Source organism: Caulobacter sp. GW821-FHT10A10, assembly GCF_059415745.1.
On sequence record NZ_JBWKNV010000001.1, the window covers coordinates 407,344 to 431,971 of the forward strand.

Below are 24,628 nucleotides of genomic sequence, written 5' to 3' on the forward strand. Positions count from 1 at the left end.
ACCCCAGTAGTGTCAAACCTCAGGATGCAATGGATTCGCATTTGCGTTCAGGCTGCGTCCTTTCGGCCACGGCGCGCGTCGGTAGAGCTTGGTTAGCGCTAACAATTGTGGCTGGCGAAACGGCCTCGGCTCATGCGAGATCGTCGGAAAACTACGCTTCGCATTAGGGTCGCCATGTCGTCCACTTCCGCTCCGAGCCGCCGCGAAACCCTCCAGGGCCTGCTTCTCGGAACGGCGATGACAGCGCTGCCTTTTGGGGCGACGGCCCACGCGGCGACGCGCGCCCTGCCCTATCGCTGGCGCAACGTGCGGGTCGGCGGCGGCGGCTTCGTGCCCAGCGTGGTGTTCAGCCCGGTCGAGAGGGGCCTGGCCTATCTGCGCTCGGACATGGGCGGGGCCTATCGCTGGCAGGTCTCGGAAAGCCGCTGGATCCCGCTGCTCGACGACCAAGCCCAGGGCAGCTGGCAGGGCGTCGAGAGCGTCGCGCCCGATCCCATTGATGCGAACCTCGTCTACCTGGCCTGCGGCATGGGCCGGCCCGACCCGGCCGCCATCCTGCGCTCGGAGAACCGCGGAACCGACTGGACCGTGATCCCCGTCCCCTTCCGCATGGGCGGCAACGAGGACGGCCGGGGCCTGGGCGAGCGCCTGGCCATCGATCCCAACGACACCCGCACCCTTTACTTCGCCTCGCGCCACGACGGCCTGCAGGTCAGCCGCGACCGGGGCGCGACCTGGGTCAAGTCCGCCAGCTTCCCGCTGCCGGGCCTGGGCCTCAACGCCCGGCCCGCGCCCACGCACGGCGGCCTGTCGTTCGTGATCTTCGATCCCCGCAGCGGCCAGCCGGGCCAGGGCAGCAAGACGATCTTCGTCGGCGTCGCCGACCCGTCCGAGCATCACCTATGGCGCAGCGACGACGGCGGGACGAGCTGGAAGCCGATCCCCGCCCCCCACGCCTATCTGGCCTGCAAGGCGGCGCTCGACGGCCAGGGCCGGCTCTACGTCACCTATTCCAGCGGGATCGGCCCGTCGAACGTCGCCGACGGCGCGGTCTGGCGGCTCGACACGGCGACCAACGCCTGGACCGAGGTCACGCCCGCGAAACCCGCCCCCCAGCGCGGCGGCGGCTTCATGGGCGTGGCGGTGGACGGAAGCGGCGCGGTGGCGGTGACCAGCCTCAACCGCTGGAACCCGCACGACACCCTGTGGCGCTCCACCGACCACGGCGCGACCTGGACCGACCTCTATCCCGACGCCCACCGCGACGTGAGCACCACGCCGTTCCTGCACTGGGGCGAGCCGGAGGCCGACTTCGGCTGGTGGATGGCGGGCCTGGCCATCGATCCGTTCGACCCCGACTTCGCCTGCTACACCACCGGCGCGACCATCTACGCCACCCGCGAGTTCACCAAGGCCGCCGCCGGCCGCCCCACCACCTGGTTCCCGTGGGTCGAGGGCATCGAGCAGACGGCGATCATCACCCTGGCCAGCCTGCCGGAAGGCCCGCAGCTGCTCAGCGGCTTCGGCGACATCTCCGGCTTCGTGCACGACGACCTGGCCGTCTCGCCGACCGACCAGTTCACCACCCCGGTGTTCGGCAACACCAACTTCATCGACTACGCGGGTGTGCAGCCCGCCATAGTCGTTCGCAGCGGCACGCCGCACCAGCGTCACGGCGGCCCGACCCTGGCCTGGTCCGGCGACCACGGGCGGACCTGGGCGCCGATGACCGCGCCACGCATCACGGGCGCCCCGCCGCCCCCCGGCCAGGGCCGGCGCGGCCCCGACCCGCACGACGACGCCGCCATCGTCGTCAACGCCGACGGCTCGGTGTTCATGGTCATGACCGCCCAGGCCCAGATCACCCGCGACCGCGGCGCGACCTGGCAAGCCAGCAAGGGCCTGCCGGCCTGGGTGCGCCCCGTGCCCGACCGCGTCGATCCCAGGCGCTTCACCGCCCTCGACCTTTCGACCGGCAAGCGCTTCCTCAGCACCGACGCCGGTACGAGCTTCGCCGAGGCGCCCGTGCGCGGCCTGCCCGCCGACCTCTCGACCGACCAGGTGACCTGGCGCGAGATCCCCTGGCCGCTGAAGGCCGTTCCGGGCCAGGCCGGTCATCTGTGGCTGGTCTCGACCCAGGGCCTGTTCCGTTCCACCAACGGCGGCGCGCGCTTCACGCGGATCGACGGCGGCGTGCAGGTCGACCAGCTCGACCTCGGCGCCCCGCCGCCCGGCAAGCCCTGGCCCGCCCTCTTCGCCATTGGCCGCAAGGACGGGGTGAAGGCCATCTGGCGCTCGGACGACGAGGGCAAGACCTGGGTCCGCGTCAACGACCCCCGCCACGAATACGGCCGCCGCTTCCGGTGCCTGGCGGCCGACATGCGCGTCTATGGCCGGGTCTATGTCGGCACGGACGGGCGCGGGATCGTGTACGGGGAGCCTAACTCGTAGAACCTCTCCCATAGGGAGAGGGAGGGGCCCGCCGCGAAGCGGTGGGAGGGTGAGGGGTTACACCGCCTGACGCCTTACCCCCTCATCCTCCCACGCCTGCGGCGCGGGCCCCTCCTTCTCCCCATGGGAGAAGGTACGAGGTCAGCGCCCGACCCGCTGCGTGATCCACCCGTCCACCGCCTGCGTATACGCCCCCGGCAAACCCAGCGTGCGGTTGACGTCGGCGTGGCTGAGGCCCTGCGGCAGCACAGGCATGGCCTGGCCGGCCTTCTCCACCTGCGCCCGGAACGCCCGGGCGTCGTCGCAGGGCTTGTCGGGGCGCTTGGTCGAGCAGACCACCAGCATCGGCACGGCCGCCGGCGTCCACTGGTCCATCGGCGAGACCTTCGCCCAGCCGGCCGGATCGCTGCCGAACGCCTCGTCGTAGAAACCCGGGTGGCGACCGTCCATCACCGACGAGACCTTCATCGCCGCCGAGTCCAGCACCACCGTGCCGGCCCAGGGCCTGCCGACCATCTCGGGCTTGGACGACAGCAGGGCCACGATGTGCGCCCCGGCCGAATGGCCCATCAGCACGATCCGCCGGTCGCTGGCGCCCCAGTCGGCGGCGTGGCCCTGCACCCACTGCACGGCCTGCGCCACGTCCTGCGCCTGCTCGTAGGCCATCGCCTCGGGCAAGAGGCGATAGTTGACGCTGACGAACACGTAGCCCTTGGGCAGCCAGTATTTCAGCTTGTTCTCGATCGAGCCGACATTGGCCTTGTCGCCGATCTTCCACGCCCCGCCGTGGACCATGACGATCACCGGCGCATCGTGCGCGCCCGGCGGAATATAGACGTCGATCGCCTGGCCCTTGGCCGTCCCATAGGCCTCGGTGAGCTTGCGGGCGCCTGGGACGATGGCCTGCAGGTCGACCGGCCGCTCCTCTTCCGCGCGCCTTTCCTGCAGGCGCTGGGCGATGCGCTCGCGCATGTGGTTGCGCAGCGGCTGGGCCTCGGCGGCGAGCACGCCCATGCTCAGAGCGCCCAGGCTCAGGGCGCCGATCACGGCGGCGGTAAGGATCTTGCGGGTCATGGCGAGCAATATCGGCTCGCCCAAGCGCGGCTTTTTCGGGGCGGCTTCAGGCCGCGTGGCCGAACCCGTGCACGGCGTCGCGCAGGTGACCGAAATTGATCGGCTTGGCCAGCACGGTGACGTCTTCGAAGCCCTTGCGCGGCAGGGCGCCGTAGCCGGTGGCGAACACGAACGGCACGCCCTTGGCCCGCAGCGCCTCGGCCACGGGAAACACCATCTCGCCGCCGATATTGATGTCGAGCACCGCGCCGTCGAGACTGGGCTTGTCGTCGTCGAGATAGGCCAGGGCCTCGCCCACCGCCCCGAACGAGCCGGAGACCTCGCAGCCGAGATCCGTCAGCAGGTCCTCGACCATCATGGCCACCAGGGCCTCGTCTTCGACGATCATGATCCGCCGCCCGTTCATGCCGCCGCCAGCCTTTGCGACAGGGGCGCGCGGAAGGTGAAGACCAGGCCTTCGGGAGCGAAGTCCAGCTGCGCCGAACCGCCCAGGTCGCGCGACAGGCCGCGCCGGATCAGCCGCGAGCCGAAACCCTCGCCGCCAGGCGCCGGCGCCACGACGGGCGGACCGCCGCGCTCGCGCCATTCCAGGGCGAAGGTCGGGTGCAGCCCACCCTCGTTCTCGACCCGCCAGGAGACGAACACCTTGCCTTCCGGGGCCGACAGCGCTCCGTACTTGGCCGCGTTGACGATCAGTTCGTGCAGGGTCATGTGCACGGCCACCGCCGCCTCGGGGGTGATCTCGATCGGCGGCCCCTCGACCACGAAACGGCCGTCCTCCAGCCCTCCGAACGGGCGCATGGCGGCGGCCAGGATCTCGCGCAGGTGAGCCTTGCCCCAGGCCTGCTTGGTCAGCAACTCATGGGCCTGCGACAGGGCCAGCAGGCGCGACTCGAACGACTCGTTGAACGCCGCCGGCGAGGTCGCCGTCCGCAGGGTCTGGCTGGCGATCGACTGCACCGAGGCCAGGGTGTTCTTCACCCGGTGGTCCAGTTCGCGCATCAGGAAGGTGCGCCGCTCCAGTTCCTTGTTGAGCGAGGCGTGCAGCCGGCCGCTTTCCAGGGCCGCGGCCGTGGCGCGGGCCATGACCTGCAGCTTGGCGACGATCTCCGGCGCGGGGGTGTGCTCCTTGGCCCAGTAGGCGCCCAGGGCCGCGATCGGATCGCGGGTGCGCACCGGCGTCATCACCAGGCTTTTGACGAAGGTCGGCCGGTAGGCGTCGTGCGGGATCCGGTCGTCCTTGTAGATGTCGGGGATCACCACCGTCTGGCGGTTCAGCATCGCCCAGCCCGAGATGCAGGCGGTCAGCGGGAAGCGCTTGCCCTTCCACAGCGGGCCGATGGCGTCTTCGTCCAGGTACCAGCAGCAGTCGTTGTCGCGCAGCACGAAGGCCACGCCGTCGGCGCCGGAGATCCGGCGCGCGGACGAGCGGACCACGGCGGCCACCTCGTCGATCGTGCGCGTCGCCGACAGCTCCTCGATCGTCTCGACCAGAGTCAGCAGCGCAGAATCATCTTCACCGCCCGACAAGTCGTGTTCGGCCATGTCCAGCATAAGGATTTGACGCTCGCGGGGCTACTTGCCCCCAAACCTAGCACGCGTCGGGGGGACAACAACAAGAGGCGTGGCGCCGCACATGATTACTCCCGGTTGCCGGGAAGGTTAACAGAGTCCTTTCGCTGACCGACAGCCGAAGGAGATCAAGGCTTTGTAGCGCTACCGTTTGCGCTTGCGGCCGCCGACGCGCGCTCTACTTGCGACAATCAGCCGCGCCGCCGCAGCAGCCGGGCTTCGCACCCGCCGCAACATGCGCTATGCACCCGATCCGCGCCATGCCGCACGGTCCAGTAGCTCAGCAGGATAGAGCAGCGCTTTCCTAAAGCGAAGGTCGGGGGTTCGAGTCCCTCCTGGACCGCCAGGGGCATGTGACGGCCGCCTGCCGCCCCGAGATTTCACCGGCGCAGGCGGTCAGGCCACGAGTCGTCTCTCGCGGCGCGGATATGTGGCGCTCACGAAACATGCGGCGACAATGCGGCGGATTTCGCGTCCGCCGCCGCGTGGCACGATGCCCCGCGAAGCAATCGCTCAACCAGCCCAACCCTTTAATTTTCAATAGAAAACGGCGTATCCACCTGTGGCGGCGGCGCTCGGAAGCGCGCCTTTTCGGCCACAGCCCTCATCACATTGATAATATCAATTCTTGCCAAAATATCTCCGATATGTAATGAAGTGGTCATGCCACATAGTGGAACTGGCCTGAACATATTGGGACTGGCCAAGTTCACCCGCTAGGGCTGGGGAGAGGGAACAATGGCTTTCAGACCAAGGGCGGGACCGCCCTAGGCCGGCCCGGTCGCGTGCAGGCGTGACCGCAGGGGGCATGAACGGACTTGCAAGGTCCGGCGGGGGCTGAGGGGCCCTCGACCAAATAAAATACATCGGGAGGAAATCTAATGGAGCGCCTAAGCGCGCGCGGCCAGATGGCCGCTGCTGTGTCCGTCATTGCCTTGAGCGCGGCTATCGCGCCGCAGATCGCCGGAGCGCAGGAAGTCATCAAGACCGCTTCTTCGGCCGGAGCCCCGGCCGCCGCGCAGCGGGAAGAGCCCACGCAGGTCGAGACCATCGTCGTCGGCGCCCGCGCCTCGCAGCAGTCGTCGATCTCGCGCAAGAAGCGCAGCGTCACCGCCCAGGACTCCATCGTCGCCGACGACGTCGGCTCCTTCCCCGACAGCAACGTCAACGAAGCCATGTCGCGCATCGCCGGCGTCGCCATCGAGCGTAACGGCTGGGGCGAAGGCGACGGCGTTGTGGTCCGCGGCAACGGCGCCGACCTGACCCGCGTGGAACTGGACGGCATGGGCGTGGCCGCCTCGGGCGCCAACCTGGCCGTGGGCGGCGGCGACGGCCGCAGCGCCGACCTGCGCGAATTCCCCGCCGAAATGATCAAGAGCCTGGACGTCATCAAGGGCCAGACGGCCGACATGACCCCGGGCGGCCTGGGCGCCACGATCCAGATCCAGACCCGCACGGGCCTGGACTTCAAGAAGCCCTACATCTCGGTGCGCGGCGCGGCCGCCGGCAACACCCTGTCGCAGAAGGCCTCGCCGGAAATCGGCGTCGTCGCCTCGCGCAAGTTCCTCGACGACCGCCTCGGCGTCATCGCCAACATCAGCTACAGCAAGCGCCTGAACGACAGCCACTCGCTGAACAACGGCGGCTCGAACAACGCCCAGGGCTACACGCGCTTCGCCGACTTCGACAACTCGCCGGACAAGACCTTCACCTACAACCCGGCCACCGCCAACGGCACCGGCGCCACCGACCCGATCGGCTCGTGGGCCCTGACCGGCGGCGGCTTCTGGAACGCCCCGACCCCGACCGACGTGCTGACCAAGTCGGCCGCGGCCAAGACCAAGGCCGAGTGTCTGGCCGCCTTCCCGCTGCTGAACGACGCCCAGCTGAACACGATCGTCGCCGGCAGCAACGGCGCCAACCGCCTGGCGGCCCAGCAGGCCCAGATCAACTCGCAGATCAGCTGCCTCAACCAGTGGAACGACTACACGCCCAACCTGGTGCGCGACCAGAACTGGTCGCAGTACGAAGAGCGCCTGTCGTGGGACATCCGCCTGGACTACCGCGTCAACGACGACCTGACGATCTTCGCCAAGTACCAGGTCTCCAACCGTGACCAGCTGGAAGAGAACCGCCAGCGCACCCGCGGCGGCATCGCCACCCTGTACACGGCGTCCACCGGCCAGACGGCCACCTCGCTGACCACCAACACCTTCTATCCGGCCGGCACGCCCAACGTGCTGAGCGCCATCAACGGCGGCGGCTACTACATCTACATGCCGGGCCTGCCGACCAGCGCCTTCACCATCGACACCACGCCGGGCACGGCTGTCACCAACAACGCCTTCCCGCTGTACGGCGTGGCGGCCAACATCGTGCCGGGCTCGATCCAGGTCGACGGCAACCACCACCTGACCCAGTTCGACATCACCAACGCCGGGGTCAATATCGACCACATCAACAACCAGCAGGACTGGCACACCAAGTACTGGTCGGGCGGCGCCAAGTACGAACACGGCCCGATCACCGCCGACCTGACCTACGGCCACAACGACAGCAAGTACAGCCGCCAGGACATTCGCCTGACGCGCTCCTACAACTACGGCAACGCGACGATGCGCGTGCTGGAGAACGGCATCTGGACGATCGACACGCCGGCCTCGTACGACGAGACCAACATGACGAACTTCGTGCAGATGCTGAACCCCACGGCGGTTGGCATGCCGTCGTACAGCAACGCCTATCGCCTGTCGTTCACGCCGCGCCTCGTTGAAAGCGCCGAGGACCAGGTCAAGTTCGACCTGACCTACCTGCCCGACATGCCGGTGTTCACCCGCTTCAAGGTGGGCGCCCTGTACCGCAACGCCACGGCCGAATCCTGGGGCAACGGCGGCTACTCGCCCACCACCGGCGTCTTCGTGCCGACCCTGACCCTGCGCAGCGACGTGCGGGCCTGTCAGAACCTGCCGACCACCACCGCGGCCAACGCCTGCGTCTACGGCTACGCCCCGAACCCGACCACGGGCCTGAACTTCCTGTACGGCATCGAGACCCTGACCCAGGCCCAGCTGATCTCGATCTACCAGAACTCGCTGGAAGAGAACTCGGGCCCCTTCATGAAGGGCTACGAGGGCACTTCGGGCCTGGAGCTGTGGGACAGCATCGACGTGCCGAAGGCCTATTCGCAGCTGGCCAGCGCCGCCAACTACAACCTGGGCTGCATCAAGTCGTGCACGGCCAGCGACGGCAAGGTCTACGACCAGCCGTTCAACGCCACCGAAGAGACCATGAGCTCGTGGTACTGGATGGCCGACCTGGCGTACGACCTGCCGTTCGGCATGGAACTGAAGGGCAACCTGGGCAGCCGGATGTTCAAGACCGAGGTGGCCGGCTCGGGCTACGTCACGCTGAACTACACGCTGAAGAACAGCAGCTTCAACCCGGCCGACCCGACCAACCCCCTCGGGATCAGCACCGGCGCGATCACCAAGCAGGTGACCCTCAACAAGTCCTACACGGGCTGGCTGCCGTCGTACAACGCCGTCCTCTGGACCATCCCGGACAAGGTCGCGCTGCGCTACAACTGGGCCAAGACCGTCGCCCCGCCGGCCATGAAGTACCTCTGGCCGGGCGGCTCGTGCACCTATGACGAACGCCGCCTCGACACGCTCGAGACCGACGGCTCGGCGCAGGACATGAGCTGCGGCACCTTCGGCAACGCGGACCTGAAGCCCTATCAGGCGACCAAGAACAACACCTCGATCGAGTGGTATCCCAACAAGGACACCTCGTTCAGCCTCGCCTACTACCGCCAGAAGGTCCGGGTCGGCGGCGCTATCGCCGTGCCGCTGAAGAACAACCGCTCGATCTTCGACGGCAGCGACACGGTGGTGCCCGGCACCGACCGCCAGCTGTCCGACGTCGACTTCGCCATGACCACCTACCAGAACGGTCCGGGCTACGTGCAGTCGGGCTGGGAGTTCGTGGCCAAGACCGCCTTCACCTTCCTGCCCTGGAAGTTCAGCAAGACCGGGATGGACTTCAACGTCTCGACCACCAAGTCGAACAACTCGGTCACCTACATGGACCCGCTGACCGGCGAGGCGCTCGACCCGATCGGCCAGTCCAAGTACTTCGCCAACCTGGTGTTCTGGTACGACGACGGCGTCACCAAGGCCCGCATCGCCTACCAGACCCGCGACCGGGTGCTGAGCTGCATCTCGCCGTGCGGCAACACCAGCGCCTCGCCGGTGCGCAACCCGCCGAACACCAACATCGGTAACTTCGTCGGCTTCCCGTACAATCCGAGCGAGCCCTTCTACTCGGAGAAGTACGAGTACCTCGACGCCAAGATCTCGCGTCGCCTGAACCGCAACTTCGAGATCTACGCCGAAGCCCGCAACATGCTGAACGCCGCCCGCCTGTCGGTCGGTTCGGACAGCCGCGGCTTCGACGGCAAGCCCAACCCGTGGTCGGTGTCCTACGGCGGCGCCCGCGTCGCGGTGGGCTTCACCTACCGCAACTAAGCCTGCCTTCCGCCCCGGCGTCCGCGCCGGGGCGGAGCCCTCCGGGCCCCCTTTGCTTGTACCTGCGACCGGCCCCCGCCGGTCCGCGACCGACAGGGCTCACCGATGGCGATCTGGAAATTCCGCGGGCCGCGCCCGCCGTCCGGCCGACCGGACCTCTCGCGCCGCCTGCACCTGCTGGGCGCGACCTCGCTCCTCTGCCACGCCTTCATCGGCCGCGCCTTCGCCGCGCCAGCCGCTCACACCGTCACCCTGCGCGGCGACGCCGGCGGCCCGCGCTTCGACGGGATCGGCGTGGTCAATGGCGGCGGCGCCACCTCGGTGCTGCTGAAGGACTATCCCGAGCCCCAGCGCGGCCAGATCCTCGACCTGCTCTACAAGCCGAAATTCGGCGCCTCGGTCAGCGCCCTGCTGGTCGAGATTCCCGGCGACGGCAATTCCACCCAAGGCTCGATGCCCAGCCACATGCACACGCGCGGCGACCTCAGCTACGAGCGCGGCTACACGTGGTGGATCCTGCGCGAGGCCAGGAAGCGCAACCCCGACCTGAGCCTCGACGGCGCGGCCTGGAGCGCGCCCGGCTGGCTGGGCGGCGGCCAGTTCTGGTCGGCCGACACCATCGACTACTACATCAAGTGGCTGGAGGGCCTGCGCTCGGTCCACGGCCTGGAGATGGACGCCATCGGCTGCCGCAACGAGAAGGGCGCGGACTATCCGTTCGTGAAGGCCTTCCGCCAGGCGCTGAACCAGCGCAGGTTCGCCAAGGTCAAGCTGCACGCCTTCGACAACTGGCCCAAGGACAAGCTCGACTTCGTCGCCGACATGCGGGCCGATCCTGAGCTGGCGGCCGCCATCGACGTCATCGGGGCCCACGTCTTCTACGCCAACGGCCACGCCTCGCCCGAGGTGCAGGCCATGGCCAAAGCGATGGGCAAGCCGATCTGGAACACCGAGGACCACGTCTATCTGAAGGGCTTCGACTGCACGATCGGCATCGTCCGCGCCTTCAACCACAACTTCGTCCTCAGCGGCGCGACCAAGGTGGTCAACTGGTACGACATCGCCGGCGTCTATCCGATCGAGCCCTATCCGGAAGACCCCGCCGCCGTCCTCGCCCACCAGCCGTGGAGCGGCCATTACAAGGTGCGCGAGGCCCTGTGGGGCTACGCCCACTACGGCCAGTTCAGCCAGGTCGGCTGGACCTATCTCGCCGGCGGCAGCGGCATGCTGCCCGGCGGCGGCTCCTACGTGACGCTGAAGTCGCCGGGCGAAGACTGGAGCTTGATCGTCGAGACCAAGGACGCGGAAGGCCCGCAGACGCTGCGGATCGCCGTCGGCGGCGGGCTTTCCATCAAGCCCCTATGCGTCTGGCGCAGCGACGCGGACGAGCAGTTCGTCCGCCAGGGCGACCTCGCCGTCGAGGACGGGGCGGTCTCGATCACCCTGGCGCCGAACGCCATCTATTCGCTGTCGACCACGCGCGGCCAGCGCAAAGGATCGTTCGAGACCGTGCCGCCGCCGGCCCGCTTCCCGTTCCCCTATCGCGAGACCTTCGCGACCTACGCGCGTCCGGCCGCCCACGGCTGGCTGCCGCGCTACACCGCCGACATCGCCGGCGCCTTCGAGCTGGCCGATCGGCCGGACGGCAAGGCCGGCCGATGCCTGCGCCAGGTCGTGCCGATCCCGACCATCTCCTGGGCCCCGGACTGGCGGCCCTACAGCATCCTCGGCGACGCCGACTGGACCGACTACGAGGTCTCGGCCGCCGTCTGGCTGAACCCCGGCGACACGGCCGCCGTGATGGGCCGGATCAACCATGTCGGCACCGGCTACGGCTTCGTTCCCAAGGGCTATTTTCTGGAGCTGGCCCACGACGGCCGCTGCCGCCTGGTCGCCATCCGCGGCAAGAAGGATCCGAAGAAGGCCGTGGGCGACGCCGAGCAGCAGGCCCTGATCAAGGCCGGCAAGTTCGAAGGGGAAGGCGGCGAACTGGTGCTGGGCGACACCGTCCTGGCCGGCGCCGGACCTGGCCGCTGGCTGCGGCTGGCCCTGCGGTTCCAGGGTCCGCGCATCACCGGCCTGGTCAACGACGCCCCGGTGCTGACCGCCGAGGACACGCTCTATCCTGCCGGCATGGCGGGCCTGCTGGCCGGCGCCGACAAGACCCGCCTGTCCACGCCGTGGTTCGACGACCTGACCGTCAAGGGGGTGGGCGCGCCGACGCCGCGGCCGTCCCCGCCCTCGCCCTCGCCCCGCCAAACGCCCATCTACGGAGCCCGCTCGTGACGCGTTCGCTGACCACGGCGGGAACCCTCAGCCAGACCCTGGCCAACGACCTGGGCCAGCTGATCGTCACCGGCGCCTTCGCCGTACGGGCCTTCCCGACCGAGACCGAGATCTGCGATCGCTACCAGACCTCCCGCACCGTGGTGCGCGAGGCGGTGAAGATGCTGATCGCCAAGGGCCTGGTGGCCAGCCGCGCGCGGCGCGGCACGACGGTCAACGCCGAGGACGACTGGAACCTGCTGGATCCGGACATCCTGTCGTGGATCCGTACACGGAAGTTCTCGCTGGACCTGCTGATCGAGTTCACCCAGCTGCGGCTCAGCGTCGAGCCCATGGCCGCCGCCCTGGCCGCGCGCGAGGCCGACGCCCGCCGCCGGGCCGGGATCGAGCAGGCCCTGGCCCGCATGGCCGCCGCCGAGCAGGGCGACGAGGATCCGCTGACGGCCGACATCGCCTTCCACGTGGCCGTGCTCGAGGCCAGCGGCAACCGCTTCCACCGCCACATGCGCGACGTCATCGAGGCGGCGCTACGCTTCGGCGCCCAGCGGCCGGGGATCGAGCAGCAGGCCGACCAGCACCTGCCCGCCCACGCCCGCATCGCCGACGCCATCCTCGCCCGCCGCCCCGCCGACGCCGAGGCCGCCATGCGCGACCTGCTGCTGCGGATCCTGGAGCCGCTGGACCTCACGCGGATGCAGAGGCGGCGGCCGACCTGAAACCCTCTCTCTGAGAGAGAGGGCGGGGCCCGCCGCGAAGCGGTGGGAGGGTGAGAGGTTTCACCGCTGGCCGTTCCTGAACTCCCGTCATTCCCGCCCTTGTGGCGGGAACCCCTCTGTCAACCGCAAGGGCGGATGGGGCGGCGTGCCAAGCACGCCGCTTGCGCCTCACGTACGCGCGGAACCAGGGCTTCCCGCCACAAGGGCGGGAATGACGGGCGTTTTGGGTGAAGCGCGTCAGCCCCGCCTCACCAGTTCCACATCGTCCCGTCTTCCAGACGCGCCACCGGCAGCTGGCGCGGCTCGTACGGGTACTTGGCCGCCAGGGCCTCGTCGATGTCGACGCCGTGGCCAGGGGTGTCGCCGACGTAGAGCAGGCCCTTGTCGAACCGGTAGTCGTGCGGGAACACCGCGTCGGTCTCGGGCGAGTGGCGCATGTATTCCTGGATGCCGAAGTTCGGCACCCAGGTATCGAAGTGCAGCGCGGTCCCCATGGTCACCGGCGACAGGTCGGTGGCGCCGTGGCAGCCGGTGCGCACCTGCCACAGCGAGGCGAAGTCGGCGATGCGGCGCAGGTGGGTCAGGCCGCCGGCCCCGACGATGGTGGTGCGGATATAGTCGATCAGCTGTTCCTGGATCAGGTCCTTGGCGTCCCAGATCGTGTTGAACACCTCGCCCACGGCCAGCGGCGTGGTGGTGTGCTGGCGGATCAGGCGGAAGGCTTCCTGGTTCTCGGCCGGGGTCGAGTCCTCCAGCCAGAAGAGGTCGTAGGGCTCCAGGCTCTTGCCCAGCTGGGCCGCCTCGCGCGGGGTCATCCGGTGGTGACCGTCGTGCAGCAGGGCGACGTCGAAGCCGTGCTCCTTGCGCAGCGCCTCGAACAGGGTCGGCAGATAGCGCAGGTACTTGCGGGTGTCCCAGGTGGTCTCGGTCGGCAGGGTGGCGTCGGCCGGCTCGTAGTACATGTCGCCGCGGCCCACGCCGTAGGCGAGATCCAGCCCCGGCACGCCCGACTGGGCGCGCACGGCCTTGTAGCCGGCGTCGATATAGCGGCCGACGGCCTCGACGGTGTCTTCCAGGTCCGAGCCGTTGGCGTGGCCGTAGACCAGCACGCCGTCGCGCGAACGCCCGCCCAGCAGATCGTACAGCGGCGCGCCCAGCGCCTTGGCCTTGATGTCCCACAGGGCCACGTCGACGGCGGCGATGGCCCGCATGGTCACGGGGCCGCGACGCCAATAGGCCCCGCGATAGAGATACTGCCAGATGTCCTCGATGCGGCGCGCGTCGCGGCCGATCAGCACTGGGATCACATGGTCTTCCAGATAGGAAACCACCGCCTTCTCGCGCCCGTTCAGGGTGGCGTCGCCGATGCCGTAGACCCCCTGGTCGGTCTCGATCTTCAGGGTGACGAAGTTGCGGCCAGGCGAGGTGACGATCACCCGCGCCGCCGTAATTCGCAGCGGCGGCAGGCCGGCTGCCTTGAACGGCTCGGTTTGACTAGTATGCACGTCGAGATTCCCGTGGTCTTCCATTGGGAGTTCAATAGTCCCAGCGGTTCGGCCTGTCCATATTGGCCTGACCAATTTATAAGGTCGCTTATGTCCACCAAGGCCGAAAGCCGTCTTTACGAGCGCGTCGCCCGCGATCTGGCCGGCCAGATCGCCGAGGGCCGCTACGTCGTGGGCCAGCGCCTGCCGTCCGAGCGCGACCTGGCCCAGACCTATTCGGTCTCCCGCCCGACCATCCGCGAAGCCATCATCGCGCTGGAGCTGGACGGACTGGTCGAGGTGCGGCTGGGCTCGGGCGTCTACGTCAAGGCCCAGGCCCCGGCCCAGGGCCAGGCCGGCGACACCGACATCGGCCCGTTCGAGCTGCTCGAGGCCCGCCGCGCCATTGAGGCCGAGGCCTGCGCCATGGCCGCCAAGCGCATCACCGACGAGGCCTTGGACGAGCTCGACCGCCTAGTCGGCGAGATGCAGGCCGAGAACGCCCGCGACGTCGACCGCGCCGAGGACGCCGACCGCCGCTTCCACATGCTGATCGCGACCGAGACCCAGAACAGCGCCATGGTCGCCGCCGTCGAGATGCTGTGGGAGGCCCGCGCCCGCTCCCCCCAGACCAAGCTGATGGGCCAGAAGGCCCACGCCGCCGGGGTGATCCCGCGCATCGACGAACACACGGCCATCGTCACCGCCCTGCGCGCCCGCTCCTCGGAAGACGCCCGCGACGCCATGCGCCGCCACCTCACCCGCGTGCTCAACTCGTTGCTGGCGGCGACCGAGGTGCAGGAGCTGGAAGAGGCCAAGGCCCGCATCGCCGCCACACGCGACCGCTACACCTGAGGCGCGCCCCGCGCGACGGGGCCGGAACGATTGGCCGACCGGGGCCGTTCAGCGAGCAACAGGCGCCGCCTCGAAAGAGGCCTCCGCCCCCACCTCGCGCAGGGATGACCCGGCCATGCGATCGATCCTTCTGATGCTCCTCGGCGTGCCCCTGCCGATCATCCTGCTGCTCGCCTTCTGCACCCATCACTTCTGAACCGGCGGGAGCAGATCGGATGTCGGACCTCGTCCCCGAAGAGCACCAGTCCGCCGTCAGCTGGGACGCCGTCCTGGCCGGCGCCGCGGCGACCGTGGCCCTGCTGTTCGTGCTGGTGTCGCTGGGCGCCGGCCTTGGCTTGAAGATGGCCCCGCGCTGGCCGACAGGGCTGACCGCGGCCGACTTCACACCTCTGGTCGGCGCGGTCTTCGTCGCCTGCCAGGTCGTAGCCAGCATGCTGGGCGGCTACCTGGCCGGGCGGCTGCGCACCAAGTGGCTGCACGTCCATGACCACGAGGTGCATTTCCGCGACACCGCCCACGGCCTGCTGGCCTGGGCGACCAGCGTCGTGGCCCTGCTGCTGCTGGGCGCCCTGACCGCCTCGCCCGCGGTGAGCCCGCCCGACACCCTGGCCCCGGCCGAGGTGATGCGGGCCGGCCAGATCGCGGCCCAAATCTCGCTGTTCCTGGGGATCGGCGCCCTGACCAGCGCCTTCGCCGCCAGCGTCGCCGCCGCGATCGGCGGCCTGCGGCGCGACGACATGCATAGGCTTCACCGCACCGCCTGACGGATGGCTGCAACCCGCGGACAATTGGCCATACCAATTGTCCGCGAAACACCCCAACGCCCTGGCCAAGGCCGCTTTCGACCTGATAGGGACGGAGCCCAGGACAGTCCGGGGGAAGCTTCATGACGCCCAGCCACCGCCAGATCGCGCGCGCCGCCACCGCCTTGCCTTTGCTGCTGGCCCTGGCCGCCGGCCCTGTCCTCGCCGCCCCACCAAAGCCGCTTCCTGAACGTTTCGACATCGCCGTCACGGTCGACGACCTGCCCGACCACGGCGCCCTGCCGCCGGGCATGACGCGGCTGTCGATCACCCAGGAGCACATGGCCCTGTTCAAGGCCCACGGCGTGGTCGAGGCCTTCGGCTTCGTCAACAGCGCCAACGCCGACGATCCCGACAGCAACGCCGCGCTCGACGCCTGGCGCGCCGCCGGCCATCCGCTGGGCAACCACACCGCCACCCACCTCAACATCGACAAGGCCGCCAGCCTCGAGGCCTGGATCGCCGACCTCGAAGCCGGCGAACCGGCCGTGGCCTCGCGGATGCGGCGCCAGGATTGGCGGTATCTGAGGTTTCCCAATCTTTCGACAGGCGCGACCCGCGAACGCCACGACGGCGCGGCCGCCTGGCTTAAGGCCCACGGCTACAAGATCGCCCACGTCAGCGTCTCGTTCGACGACTGGGCCTATACCGACGCCTACGCCCGCTGCGCCGCCAAGGGCGATGCGGCCGCGATCAAGCTGATGGAGGATCAGTACCTCAAGGGCGTCGACGACGCCCTGGTGCGGATGCGGGCGGTCTCGCTGAAGGTCTACGGCCGGGTGATCCCTCAGGTGCTGCTGACCCATGTCGGCGGCTGGTCGGCGCGGATGCTGCCCCAGGTGCTCGACCGCCTCGACGCGGCCGGCGGCCACTACGTGACTCTGGAAGAAGCCCAGAAGGACCCAGCCTATGTGCAAGCCGAGCAGTGGCTCGGCGGCGACGGCATCATGGAACGCACGGCCCGCAACACCGGCGTCGACCTGTCGGCCCTGCCGCCGCCGCTGAGCAAGCCGGTGGATCCGAAGGGGCTGTGTCGGTGAGGTCTTCCTGAGGCGGATGGCGAAGCGACAGACCCGGCCCGGCCTGCCGCTCCGCTCTCCAACACGTCATCCCGGCCGCAGCGTAGCGGAGAGCCGGGACCCAGGGGGCGCCGCAGCGCGCCGGCCACCGCGAAGAAGCCTCGACGACGGTGCGGCCGCCCCTGGGTCCCGGATAAGCGCTACGCGCTTTCCGGGATGACGGGCTGAAAGTTATCGGTCGAAGAGTTGGGCGCTTAAGCGATCAGCTCGTACGCCGGCAGGGTCAGGAACTCCTCCAGCCCGTCCTCCAGCACCATGCGCGTGAAGAGGTGTGCGGCTTCTTCCAGCTTGGGCGAGCCGTGCTCGCGGCGCAGGTCGCCCATCTCCTGAGTGAACAGGCTGATGAACAGCTCCGAGGTCAGCACGCGGCCGTCGTCGAGCTCGGCGGCCAGACGCACCCACTGCCACAGTTGCGTGCGGCAGATCTCGGCGGTCGCCGCGTCCTCCATCAGGTTGTAGAGCGGCACCGCGCCCCGGCCTTCCAGCCAGGCCTGGGTGTAGCGGACGCCGACGCGGATGGCCTCGCGCACGCCGGTCTCGGTGCGGGCGCCGTCGTGCAGCTCCAGCATCTGGGCTTGGGTGATCTCCAGGCCCTCCAGCGTCTTGTCGAGCTGGTTGGGAGCCGGCATCAGGCGGTCGAAGACCTCCATGGCCACCGGCACCAGATCGGGGTGGGCGACCCACGTGCCGTCGTGACCAGCCCCGGCCTCGCGCTCCTTGTCGGCCTTGACCTTGGCGAAGGCGGCCTGGTTGGCGGCCTCGTCGCCCTTGACCGGAATCTGGGCGGCCATGCCGCCCATGGCGAAGGCGCCGCGACGATGGCAGGTCTGGATCAGCTTCAGCGAATAGGCGCCCAGGAAGGCCTTGCCCATCACCATCGCCGAGCGGTCCGGCGTCAGGAAGGCGGGGGTGCGGCCCAGGCGCTTGATGAACGAGAAGATGTAGTCCCAGCGGCCGCAGTTGAGGCCGACGATGTGGTCCTTCAGCTCGAACAGGATCTCGTCCATCTCGAAGGCGGCCGGGATCGTCTCGATCAGCACCGTGGCCTTGAAGGTTCCGACGGGCAGGCCCAGCGCCTCCTGGGCGCGGACGAACACCTCGTTCCACAGCCGGGCCTCAAGATGGCTCTCGAGCTTGGGCAGGTAGAAGTACGGGCCCGAGCCCTTTTCGATGGCGGCGTGGGCGTTGTGGAAGACATAGAGGCCGAAGTCGAACAGCGCGCCGGCGACAGGCGCGCCGTCGACTTCGAGGTGGCGTTCGGGAAGGTGCCAGCCGCGCGGCCGGACCTTCAGGACGGCCGGGTTGGTTCCCAGCGCGTAAGCCTTTCCGGACTTCGGATCGACGTGGTCCAAGACGCCGTTCCAGCGGTCCTTCAGGTTGACCTGACCCTCGACGACATTGGCCCAGGTGGGGGCCGTGGCGTCTTCGAAGTCGGCCATGAACACCTTGGCCCCGCAGTTGAGGGCGTTGATGATCATCTTGCGGTCGACCGGACCGGTGATCTCGACGCGGCGGTCCTGGAGGTCGGCCGGGATCGGCGCGACGGTCCAGTCGGCGGCGCGGACGTGCGAGGTCTCGGCCAGGAAATCGGGCAGCTCGCCGGCGTCGAACCGGACTTGCCGGGCCTCGCGCGCGGCCAGCAGGGCGCGGCGGCGGGCGTCGAAGCGACGGTGCAGGTCGGCCACGAAGGCCACGGCCTCGGGGGTGAGGATCTCTACCGCGCGACCCTCGATCGGACCGAGGATCTGGACGTTGGCGGCGATGTCGAGGGGCATGGCGTGTTCCGTGGTGTGGTGACGCGGACTTTGGAAAATCTATCGGATGCGCGGGGCGCACCCAATGCTCGTCATCCCGGTCGCCCGCCGCGAAGGCGGGCGAAAGAGCCGGGACCCAGGGGCGACCGCATTGCGTCGGCCACCGCGAAGAAGCCTCGACGACGATGCGCCGGCCCCTGGGTCCCGGATAAGCGCTGCGCGCTTTCCGGGATGACGATTTGAGCGAGCGGATGAAGGGAGGAAGCAGGCGCCTCCTTCCCCGCTACGCATCGAGCGTCTTACGCGCTCTTTTCAGTGGCCCGGATGGTGGGGACGATCTGGTCGCCCCAGTTGCCCGAGCCGTCGTGGTGGCGCGAGGTGCGCACCAGTTCGACCGAGTAGCCGGCCTCGATGGCGCGGCGGACAGCTTCGTTGAGGCGGTGCGAGGCCTCGGCGAGACGGTCCACGGCGCGGTCCTGGGCCGTCGAATCCGGCATGGCGGCGGGAGCGAATTGCGTGACGTTGGTCATGACGTTTCTCCTCAGTTCGGGCTTTGGGGGGACGGGAGGGGTTGAAGCTCGCCGCTATTCGGCGGCGAACTGGTTCATGGTGTTGGCGTGGCCGCCGGCCTTCAGGGCGCGCTCGCCGGCGACCATTTCCTTGAAGCTGTCGCCGAGGTCGGAACCGACCTCGTGCTGGTGCTTCACGGCCGACACGCCGCGGCGGATTTCCTCGCGCTGCACGGTGTTGACGTAGGCCCGCATGCGGCCCTCGCCGAAGTAGCCGCGCGACAGCTCGTCCATGCTCTTGGCGGTCAGGTGGAAGGTCGGCAGGGTGATCAGGTTGTGGAACACCCCGGCCCGGGCGGCGATGTCGACCTGGAAGCGCGCCAGGCGCTCGTCGGTCTCGCGACCAAGGTCGGTGTCGTCCAGGTCGGCCGACATCAGGGCCGCGCCTTCCGGATAGCTGTCCGCATGGATCTTGCCCTCGGCGATCCACTGGTCGCGCACCTGCTTGCGCAGATTGAGCGTCCAGTTGAACGACGGCGAGTTGTTGTAGGTCAGCTTGGCGTTCGGCACGGCCTTGCGGACCTCGGCCACCATCGAGGCGATCTCGTCGACATTGGGGGTGTCGGTCTCGATCCACAGCAGGTCGGCGCCGCCCTGGGTCAGAGACGCGATGCAGTCCTCGATGACGCGCGCCCGGCCGGTGCCGTCCTGGAAGGCGAACAGGCCGTTGGGCATGCGCACCGGCTTCTGGAACTCGCCGTCGCGATAGAGGGCCAGCTCGCCGGGCTGGATCGGGTTTTCCGGCGTGATCGCCTCGGTCTTCAGCCACTTGATGTAGTCCGAAGCCAGGTCGCCCGGCTCCTGGCTGACCGGGATCTTCTGGGTCAGGCCAGCGCCCAGGCTGTCGGTGCGGGCGACGATGACGCCCTCGTCGACGCCCAGTTCCTCGAAGGCCAGGCGGCAGGCGCGCAGCTTCTCGATGAAGTCCTCGCGCGGCACGGTGACCTTGCCGTCCTGGTGGCCGCACTGCTTGGCGTCGCTGACCTGGTTTTCGATCTGCAGGCAGCAGGCGCCGGCCTTGATCATCTCCTTGGCCAGCAGGTAGGTGGCGTTCTCGTTGCCGAAGCCGGCGTCGATGTCGGCGATGATCGGAACGACGTGGGTCTCGAAGCCGTCGATGGCCTTGATCGCGGCCTGTTCGGCGACCTGGTCGCCGGCCTTGCGGGCGGCGGTCAGGGCCTTGAAGAGGTCGTTGATCGCCACTTCGTCGGCCTGACGCAGCGAGACGTAGATCTCCTCGATCAGATCGACGACCGAGGTCTTCTCGTGCATCGACTGGTCCGGCAGGTGGCCGAAGCGGTTGCGAAGGCCCGCGACCATCCAGCCCGACAGATAGACATAGGCGCCCTTGGTGGTGCCGCGCAGGCGCTTGACCGACTTGATCATCTGCTGGGCGTGGAAGCCCGACCAGCAGCCCAGCGACTGGGTGAACTGGCTGCTGTCGGCGTCGTAGGCGGCCATGTCGGCGCGCATGACGGTCGCCATGTCGCGGGCGATGTCCAGGTGGGTCGAATAGGTGTTCTGCAGCTTCAGCTGGATGATGTCGTCGATGGCGACGCCGCCCGGCGTCAGGCCCTGCGGGTAGCGGGCGAGGAGGTCCTGGCGGTGCTCGGCGTAGGTCTTGCGCATGGTCGTCGTACTTCCCCATCGGGGCCCGCTGATTGGGAGGCGGGCGTTGATTTCGTCTTGGGGAGCTAACGCGGCCGGGCTGATACGGTCGAACCTATTGAAGACGATTTGTCACGAATTGACTTTGTGTAATTTGTAAATCCATGACAACGTGACATCCATGGTCACGACGACGGACAAGAAGCTTTTCCTGGGCGGCCGGCTCAAGCGGCTGCGGCGCGACATCGGCGTCACCCAGGCCCGCATGGCCGAGGAACTGGGCGTCTCGCCCAGCTACCTGAACCTGCTGGAACGCAACCAGCGGCCGGTCACGGCCCAGATGCTGCTGCGGCTGGCCGAAGCCTACGATCTGGACCTGCGCACCCTGTCGGCCGACGATCCCGGCGGCGGCGCGGGTCTGGAAGAGGTTCTGGCCGACAAGATGTTCGCCGACCTCGGCATCGGCCGCCACGAGGCCGCCGAGGTGGCCGAGCTGTCGCCGGGCCTGGCCGAGGCCGTGGCCCGCCTCTACCGCGCCTATCTCGACCGCGGCCGGATGATCGACCTGGGCGCCTTCGAGCGGCCGGACGGAACGCCCGCCGTCTCGTCCTCGCCCACCGACTGGGTGCGCGACCTGGTCGGCTCGCAGCGCAACCACTTCGCCGAACTGGAGACGGCGGCCGAGGCCATCGTCGCCGCCCTCGACGCCGACCCGCAGGACCTGGGCCCCGCCGTGCGCGAACGCCTGCTGGAGCGGTTCGGCATCCAGGTACGGGTCATGCCGGTCGAGGTGATGTCCGGCTCGCTGCGCCGCTACGACCACCACCGCAAGCGGCTGATGATCTCCGAGACCCTGGCCCCGGCCAGCCGCATCTTCGCCATGTGCTACCAGCTGGGCCTGATGGAGACGCCGGACGCCCTCACCCGCCTGGCCGACCGCTTCGCCGCCCCCGATCGCGCCACGCGCCAACTGCTGAAGGTGTTCCTCGACAACTACCTCGCCGCCGCGATCATGATGCCCTACGAGCCGTTCCAGGCGGCCATGGAGGCCACCGGCTACGACATCGAGCGGGCCCGCTCGCGGTTCGGCGTCAGCTACGAACAGGCCGCGCAACGGCTGACCACGCTCAGCCGCCCCGGCGCCCGGGGCGTGCCGTTCTTCATGATGCGGCTGGATGCGGCGGGGAACATCTCCAAGCGCTTCGCCGCCGGCCCCTTCCCGTTCTCGCGCTTCGGCGGCGCCTGCCCGCGCTGGAACGTGCACGACAGCTTCAAGACCCCCGGCCGCATCGTCACCCAGGTGATCGAGACCCCCGACGGTGAGCGCTACTTCACCCTGTCGCGCACCGTGCGGCGGGTGTCGGGCCTGCAGGCGGGGCTGGAGGACGAGCTGGTCATCGGCCTGGGCTGCGAACTGAAATACGCGTCCAAGCTGGTCTACGCCCGGGGCCTCGACATCGCCTCGCCCGTCACCGTCGAGATCGGCCCCTCCTGCCGCATCTGCGAACGCCCCGCCTGCCCGCAGCGCGCGGCGGCCCCGATCAACCGGACCCTGCTGGTGGAAGAGGCGAGCAAGTCGGTGACGCCGTTCCCGTTCGCGCGGTGACCTAAAAGCCCCTCTCCCAGAGGGAGAGGGAGGGGCCCGCGCGAAGCGTGGGAGGGTGAGGGGTTACGGTGTTTGACGGCGTGCCGGCACTCCGTCAAACACCGTAACCCCTCACCCCAGCCCTCTCCCTATGGGAGAGGGAGCATTAGACGCTCGCCCCCCTCACCGCGGCATCGTCCTCGCCTCTCGCCGCACCGTGTAGCACCGCGTCGCGCCGAACTTCGTGGCGCAGAGGCCGGTCTCGTCCGAGCCCTGGCGGATCACCGCCCAGCGGTCGCGATCGCACTGGTGCCAGTGCTCGCGGAACGCCCCGCGGTCGTCATAGGCGAACACCGGCGTATCCCCGTCGGTGTAGAACCGCGTCATGCCCGTGAAGCCGCCAAAGCTGGTCTTGCCGTTGACCACGCCGCAGACCCGGCCGCCGCGCATCATCCACACCCCGCCCAGCTCCAGCGGCCGTGACTGCTTCAGCCGCGCCACCAGGGCGGGATGGATCACCGACCAGCGCTGGGCCGCCTGCTGCTTGGCCAGCAGCAGGGCCGGTCCCCGGGCCGGCGGCAGCGGCCCCATGGCCCGCTCGAAACGGACGAAGTCGAAGACGGCGTAGGCCAGGGCGGCCAGCAGCGTCACGGCCAGGACGGCGCCAAGGATCCGCCAGGTCAGGACGGCGCGCTTGCGGCCCGCATTGGCGTCGGGGACGGGCAGGACGAACGACACGTGCGATTTCCTCGTGGAGCCACGAGAAGATTACACATGTAGTTTTAAATCGCACAACCCTGCATTTTTATCGTCATCCCGGCCGGAGCGAGAAGCGCGCAGAGCCGGGACCCAGGGGCCGCCGCACGGCGTGGGCTAGCGAAGAAAGCGGCGAATCCAAGCGCGGAGCCCAGTCCCCTGGGTCCCGGATAAGCCCTGCGGGCTTTCCGGGATGACGCTGGAGGTCAGACGCCGTGACGCCCTACTGCGCCACCGCCTCGACGTTGCGATGCAGCGGCGGCGGGGTGACGCCGTCGACGAAGACGCGGGCCTCGCCGCCGGGCACGCGGAAGGGCGGCACGTCCAGGCCGCGCGGGGTCAGGGTCCAGACCGCCAGGATGGTCACCGCCGTCAGGGCGGCGATGGTGACCGTCAGCCCCTCGGCGGCGACCGGGCCGGGCCCGGCCAGCACCCGCACGCGGGCGACCAGCGGGTGGCGGCCGAAGGCGCAGGCCAGCGGCGAGGCGGCCGTACAGGCATGGGCCTTCATCAGGGTCTCGGCGTAGCGCTTGCGGGCCTTGGGCGTCAGGGCCACGACGTCGGCGTCGCAGGCGATCTCCTGGTCCAGGCGGGCGATGGCCGCGCCCAGATGGACGAAGGGGTTCAGCCAGCCCAGCACCTGGCAGGCGGTGATGATCAGGTTGCCGCGCGGATCGCCGCGCCGCATGTGCGCCCGCTCGTGGGCCAGAACGAGTTCGCGCTCGACCGCGTCGAAGCGCTGGGCGAAGTCGTGCGGGATGACCAGGCGCGGACAGAACACGCCCATGACGGCCGGCCCCTCCAGCCCGGCGCGGGCGCGGGCGCGGAAGACCCGCTCGGCCAGAGCGATCAGGGCGGCCAGACCGATGACCCCGACGACCCACACCGTCAGCATGGCCACGGCCAGCAGGCGCTCGGGCGGCTGGGCCGCCGCGCCTGCCTTCAGGGCCTCCGACAGGCTGGGGAAGATGCTGACCAGGGCCGCGACCGGGGCCAGGCGCCACAGCTTGTAGACCGCCTCGGGGCCGACCAGGCGGCGCACGGGAACCCGCAGCGCCAGGACCAGCAGCACGCCTGCGGCGGCGGCGAACTGGACGCGCAGCAGGGTCAGGGCCAGCAGATCAACCAGCATCGTCCAGCTCCGCGATCAGCTGTTTCAGCTGCTTGACCTCGTCGGGCGACAGCGAGCGATGCTTGGCGAAATGCGCCACCAGGGGCGTCAGCCGGCCGTCGAACAATCGGTCGAGCAGGCCCTGGCTCTCGCTTTGCAGATATTCGGCCCGGCTGACGATCGGCACGTAGCGCACGCGGCCGTCGATGCGGCGCGACTCGATGGCCTTGCGCTTGAGCAGGCGGTTGATCAGCGTCTTGACCGTGGCCTCGCCCCAGCCCTGCGGGGCGGCGACGGCTTCGAGGATCTCCTCGACGGTCAGGGGGCTCTTCGTCCAGAGCGCCTCCATGACGTGGCTTTCGGCTTGGGTGATGCTCATGTCGGCCTGCTGCGCTGCTG

General features: G+C 69.1%; 18 protein-coding genes, 1 tRNA gene and 2 pseudogenes. 9 read left to right on the plus strand and 12 right to left on the minus strand.

The genetic code is table 11. The features are described from left to right. The first annotated feature begins 237 nt into the window (after positions 1 to 237). Positions 238 to 2,451: a WD40/YVTN/BNR-like repeat-containing protein gene (locus tag AC07NS_RS01980; RefSeq protein WP_494601072.1), complete on the plus strand. Its 2,214-nt coding sequence runs from the start codon at positions 238 to 240 to the stop codon at positions 2,449 to 2,451. On the opposite strand, the pseudogene AC07NS_RS01985 reads toward AC07NS_RS01980, so the two are convergent. The 4 genes and pseudogenes from AC07NS_RS01985 to AC07NS_RS02000 form a co-directional block, all read right to left on the minus strand. Continuing rightward, positions 2,441 to 2,530, minus strand: a pseudogene (locus AC07NS_RS01985) (hypothetical protein); the annotation flags it as partial. The gene AC07NS_RS01980 and the pseudogene AC07NS_RS01985 sit on opposite strands and share 11 nt — an antisense overlap. A 62-nt stretch (positions 2,531 to 2,592) precedes the next feature. Continuing rightward, on the minus strand, positions 2,593 to 3,525 hold the full coding sequence (locus AC07NS_RS01990; protein ID WP_494601074.1) for an alpha/beta hydrolase: 933 nt from the start codon (positions 3,523 to 3,525) through the stop codon (positions 2,593 to 2,595). Positions 3,526 to 3,571: 46 nt separating this feature from the next. After that, entirely contained in the window at positions 3,572 to 3,931 is a 360-nt protein-coding gene (locus tag AC07NS_RS01995; protein WP_058349276.1) for a response regulator, read from the minus strand. After that, positions 3,928 to 5,070, minus strand: a complete 1,143-nt coding sequence (locus tag AC07NS_RS02000; RefSeq protein ID WP_494601075.1) for a sensor histidine kinase — start codon at positions 5,068 to 5,070, stop codon at positions 3,928 to 3,930. The genes AC07NS_RS01995 and AC07NS_RS02000 overlap by 4 nt, the downstream gene beginning before the upstream one ends. Before the next feature lie 296 nt (positions 5,071 to 5,366). Between AC07NS_RS02000 and AC07NS_RS02005 the strand changes: the two genes are divergently transcribed. The 4 genes from AC07NS_RS02005 (at position 5,367) to AC07NS_RS02020 (ending at position 12,625) form a co-directional block, all read left to right on the plus strand. Next, positions 5,367 to 5,443: transfer RNA gene (locus AC07NS_RS02005), tRNA-Arg, on the plus strand. Positions 5,444 to 5,978: 535 nt separating this feature from the next. Further along, the gene (locus tag AC07NS_RS02010; protein ID WP_494601077.1) at positions 5,979 to 9,623 is read left to right on the plus strand and encodes a TonB-dependent receptor; all 3,645 of its coding nucleotides are present in this window, start codon (positions 5,979 to 5,981) and stop codon (positions 9,621 to 9,623) included. Between the two features lie 105 nt (positions 9,624 to 9,728). Next, positions 9,729 to 11,909: a galactocerebrosidase gene (locus AC07NS_RS02015; RefSeq protein ID WP_494601078.1), complete on the plus strand. Its 2,181-nt coding sequence runs from the start codon at positions 9,729 to 9,731 to the stop codon at positions 11,907 to 11,909. Next, entirely contained in the window at positions 11,906 to 12,625 is a 720-nt protein-coding gene (locus AC07NS_RS02020; protein WP_487288007.1) for a FadR/GntR family transcriptional regulator, read from the plus strand. Before AC07NS_RS02015 ends, AC07NS_RS02020 begins: the two co-directional genes overlap by 4 nt. A gap of 248 nt (positions 12,626 to 12,873) precedes the next feature. Here AC07NS_RS02020 and manD read toward each other — a convergent pair whose 3' ends face one another. Then, complete coding sequence (manD, locus tag AC07NS_RS02025) at positions 12,874 to 14,082, minus strand: D-mannonate dehydratase ManD (RefSeq protein WP_487288180.1); 1,209 nt, start codon at positions 14,080 to 14,082, stop codon at positions 12,874 to 12,876. 138 nt (positions 14,083 to 14,220) lie between these two features. Here manD and AC07NS_RS02030 point away from each other — a divergent pair, with 138 nt between their 5' ends. The 3 genes from AC07NS_RS02030 to AC07NS_RS02040 all read left to right on the plus strand — a co-directional run bounded on the left by AC07NS_RS02030 (position 14,221) and on the right by AC07NS_RS02040 (position 16,807). Continuing rightward, positions 14,221 to 14,964, plus strand: coding sequence for a FadR/GntR family transcriptional regulator (locus AC07NS_RS02030; RefSeq protein WP_494601080.1), 744 nt, complete (start codon positions 14,221 to 14,223; stop codon positions 14,962 to 14,964). 215 nt (positions 14,965 to 15,179) lie between these two features. Then, positions 15,180 to 15,728, plus strand: coding sequence for a hypothetical protein (locus AC07NS_RS02035; protein WP_494601081.1), 549 nt, complete (start codon positions 15,180 to 15,182; stop codon positions 15,726 to 15,728). 122 nt (positions 15,729 to 15,850) lie between these two features. Continuing rightward, positions 15,851 to 16,807: a polysaccharide deacetylase family protein gene (locus AC07NS_RS02040; RefSeq protein ID WP_494601083.1), complete on the plus strand. Its 957-nt coding sequence runs from the start codon at positions 15,851 to 15,853 to the stop codon at positions 16,805 to 16,807. Between the two features lie 233 nt (positions 16,808 to 17,040). On the opposite strand, the gene aceB is transcribed toward AC07NS_RS02040, so the two are convergent. The 3 genes from aceB to AC07NS_RS02055 form a co-directional block, all read right to left on the minus strand. After that, positions 17,041 to 18,621: a malate synthase A gene (gene aceB / locus AC07NS_RS02045; protein WP_494601085.1), complete on the minus strand. Its 1,581-nt coding sequence runs from the start codon at positions 18,619 to 18,621 to the stop codon at positions 17,041 to 17,043. A 278-nt stretch (positions 18,622 to 18,899) separates the two neighbouring features. After that, positions 18,900 to 19,130: a hypothetical protein gene (locus AC07NS_RS02050; protein ID WP_370443965.1), complete on the minus strand. Its 231-nt coding sequence runs from the start codon at positions 19,128 to 19,130 to the stop codon at positions 18,900 to 18,902. 54 nt (positions 19,131 to 19,184) lie between these two features. Next, positions 19,185 to 20,798, minus strand: coding sequence for an isocitrate lyase (locus tag AC07NS_RS02055; RefSeq protein ID WP_494601087.1), 1,614 nt, complete (start codon positions 20,796 to 20,798; stop codon positions 19,185 to 19,187). A 160-nt stretch (positions 20,799 to 20,958) separates the two neighbouring features. Between AC07NS_RS02055 and AC07NS_RS02060 the strand changes: the two genes are divergently transcribed. Next, positions 20,959 to 22,383 (plus strand): helix-turn-helix domain-containing protein, encoded by a 1,425-nt coding sequence (locus AC07NS_RS02060; RefSeq protein ID WP_494601089.1) that lies wholly within the window; start codon positions 20,959 to 20,961, stop codon positions 22,381 to 22,383. Positions 22,384 to 22,392: 9 nt separating this feature from the next. On the opposite strand, the pseudogene AC07NS_RS02065 reads toward AC07NS_RS02060, so the two are convergent. From AC07NS_RS02065 to AC07NS_RS02080, 4 genes and pseudogenes are all read right to left on the minus strand, one after another. Further along, positions 22,393 to 22,498, minus strand: a pseudogene (locus AC07NS_RS02065) (hypothetical protein); the annotation flags it as partial. A gap of 47 nt (positions 22,499 to 22,545) precedes the next feature. Next, positions 22,546 to 23,100 carry a hypothetical protein gene (locus AC07NS_RS02070; RefSeq protein ID WP_494601091.1) on the minus strand — a complete coding sequence of 185 codons (555 nt, stop codon included), beginning with the start codon at positions 23,098 to 23,100 and terminating at the stop codon, positions 22,546 to 22,548. A 241-nt stretch (positions 23,101 to 23,341) separates the two neighbouring features. Next, positions 23,342 to 24,250 (minus strand): M56 family metallopeptidase, encoded by a 909-nt coding sequence (locus tag AC07NS_RS02075; protein WP_494601092.1) that lies wholly within the window; start codon positions 24,248 to 24,250, stop codon positions 23,342 to 23,344. Further along, positions 24,240 to 24,608, minus strand: a complete 369-nt coding sequence (locus AC07NS_RS02080) for a BlaI/MecI/CopY family transcriptional regulator (protein WP_494601094.1) — start codon at positions 24,606 to 24,608, stop codon at positions 24,240 to 24,242. The genes AC07NS_RS02075 and AC07NS_RS02080 overlap by 11 nt, the downstream gene beginning before the upstream one ends. Positions 24,609 to 24,628: the final 20 nt, after the last annotated feature.

Coding starts and splice junctions, on each gene's coding strand:
- AC07NS_RS01995 (WP_058349276.1), bottom strand. CDS start 3,931: ATGAACGGGCGGCGGATCATGATCGTCGAAGACGAGGCCCTGGTGGCC.
- aceB (WP_494601085.1), bottom strand. CDS start 18,621: ATGCCCCTCGACATCGCCGCCAACGTCCAGATCCTCGGTCCGATCGAG.
- AC07NS_RS02075 (WP_494601092.1), bottom strand. CDS start 24,250: ATGCTGGTTGATCTGCTGGCCCTGACCCTGCTGCGCGTCCAGTTCGCC.
- AC07NS_RS02010 (WP_494601077.1), top strand. CDS start 5,979: ATGGAGCGCCTAAGCGCGCGCGGCCAGATGGCCGCTGCTGTGTCCGTC.
- AC07NS_RS02000 (WP_494601075.1), bottom strand. CDS start 5,070: ATGGCCGAACACGACTTGTCGGGCGGTGAAGATGATTCTGCGCTGCTG.
- AC07NS_RS02030 (WP_494601080.1), top strand. CDS start 14,221: ATGTCCACCAAGGCCGAAAGCCGTCTTTACGAGCGCGTCGCCCGCGAT.
- AC07NS_RS02055 (WP_494601087.1), bottom strand. CDS start 20,798: ATGCGCAAGACCTACGCCGAGCACCGCCAGGACCTCCTCGCCCGCTAC.
- AC07NS_RS01980 (WP_494601072.1), top strand. CDS start 238: ATGACAGCGCTGCCTTTTGGGGCGACGGCCCACGCGGCGACGCGCGCC.
- AC07NS_RS02040 (WP_494601083.1), top strand. CDS start 15,851: ATGACGCCCAGCCACCGCCAGATCGCGCGCGCCGCCACCGCCTTGCCT.
- AC07NS_RS02035 (WP_494601081.1), top strand. CDS start 15,180: ATGTCGGACCTCGTCCCCGAAGAGCACCAGTCCGCCGTCAGCTGGGAC.
- AC07NS_RS02015 (WP_494601078.1), top strand. CDS start 9,729: ATGGCGATCTGGAAATTCCGCGGGCCGCGCCCGCCGTCCGGCCGACCG.
- AC07NS_RS02050 (WP_370443965.1), bottom strand. CDS start 19,130: ATGACCAACGTCACGCAATTCGCTCCCGCCGCCATGCCGGATTCGACG.
- AC07NS_RS01990 (WP_494601074.1), bottom strand. CDS start 3,525: ATGACCCGCAAGATCCTTACCGCCGCCGTGATCGGCGCCCTGAGCCTG.
- AC07NS_RS02080 (WP_494601094.1), bottom strand. CDS start 24,608: ATGAGCATCACCCAAGCCGAAAGCCACGTCATGGAGGCGCTCTGGACG.
- AC07NS_RS02060 (WP_494601089.1), top strand. CDS start 20,959: ATGGTCACGACGACGGACAAGAAGCTTTTCCTGGGCGGCCGGCTCAAG.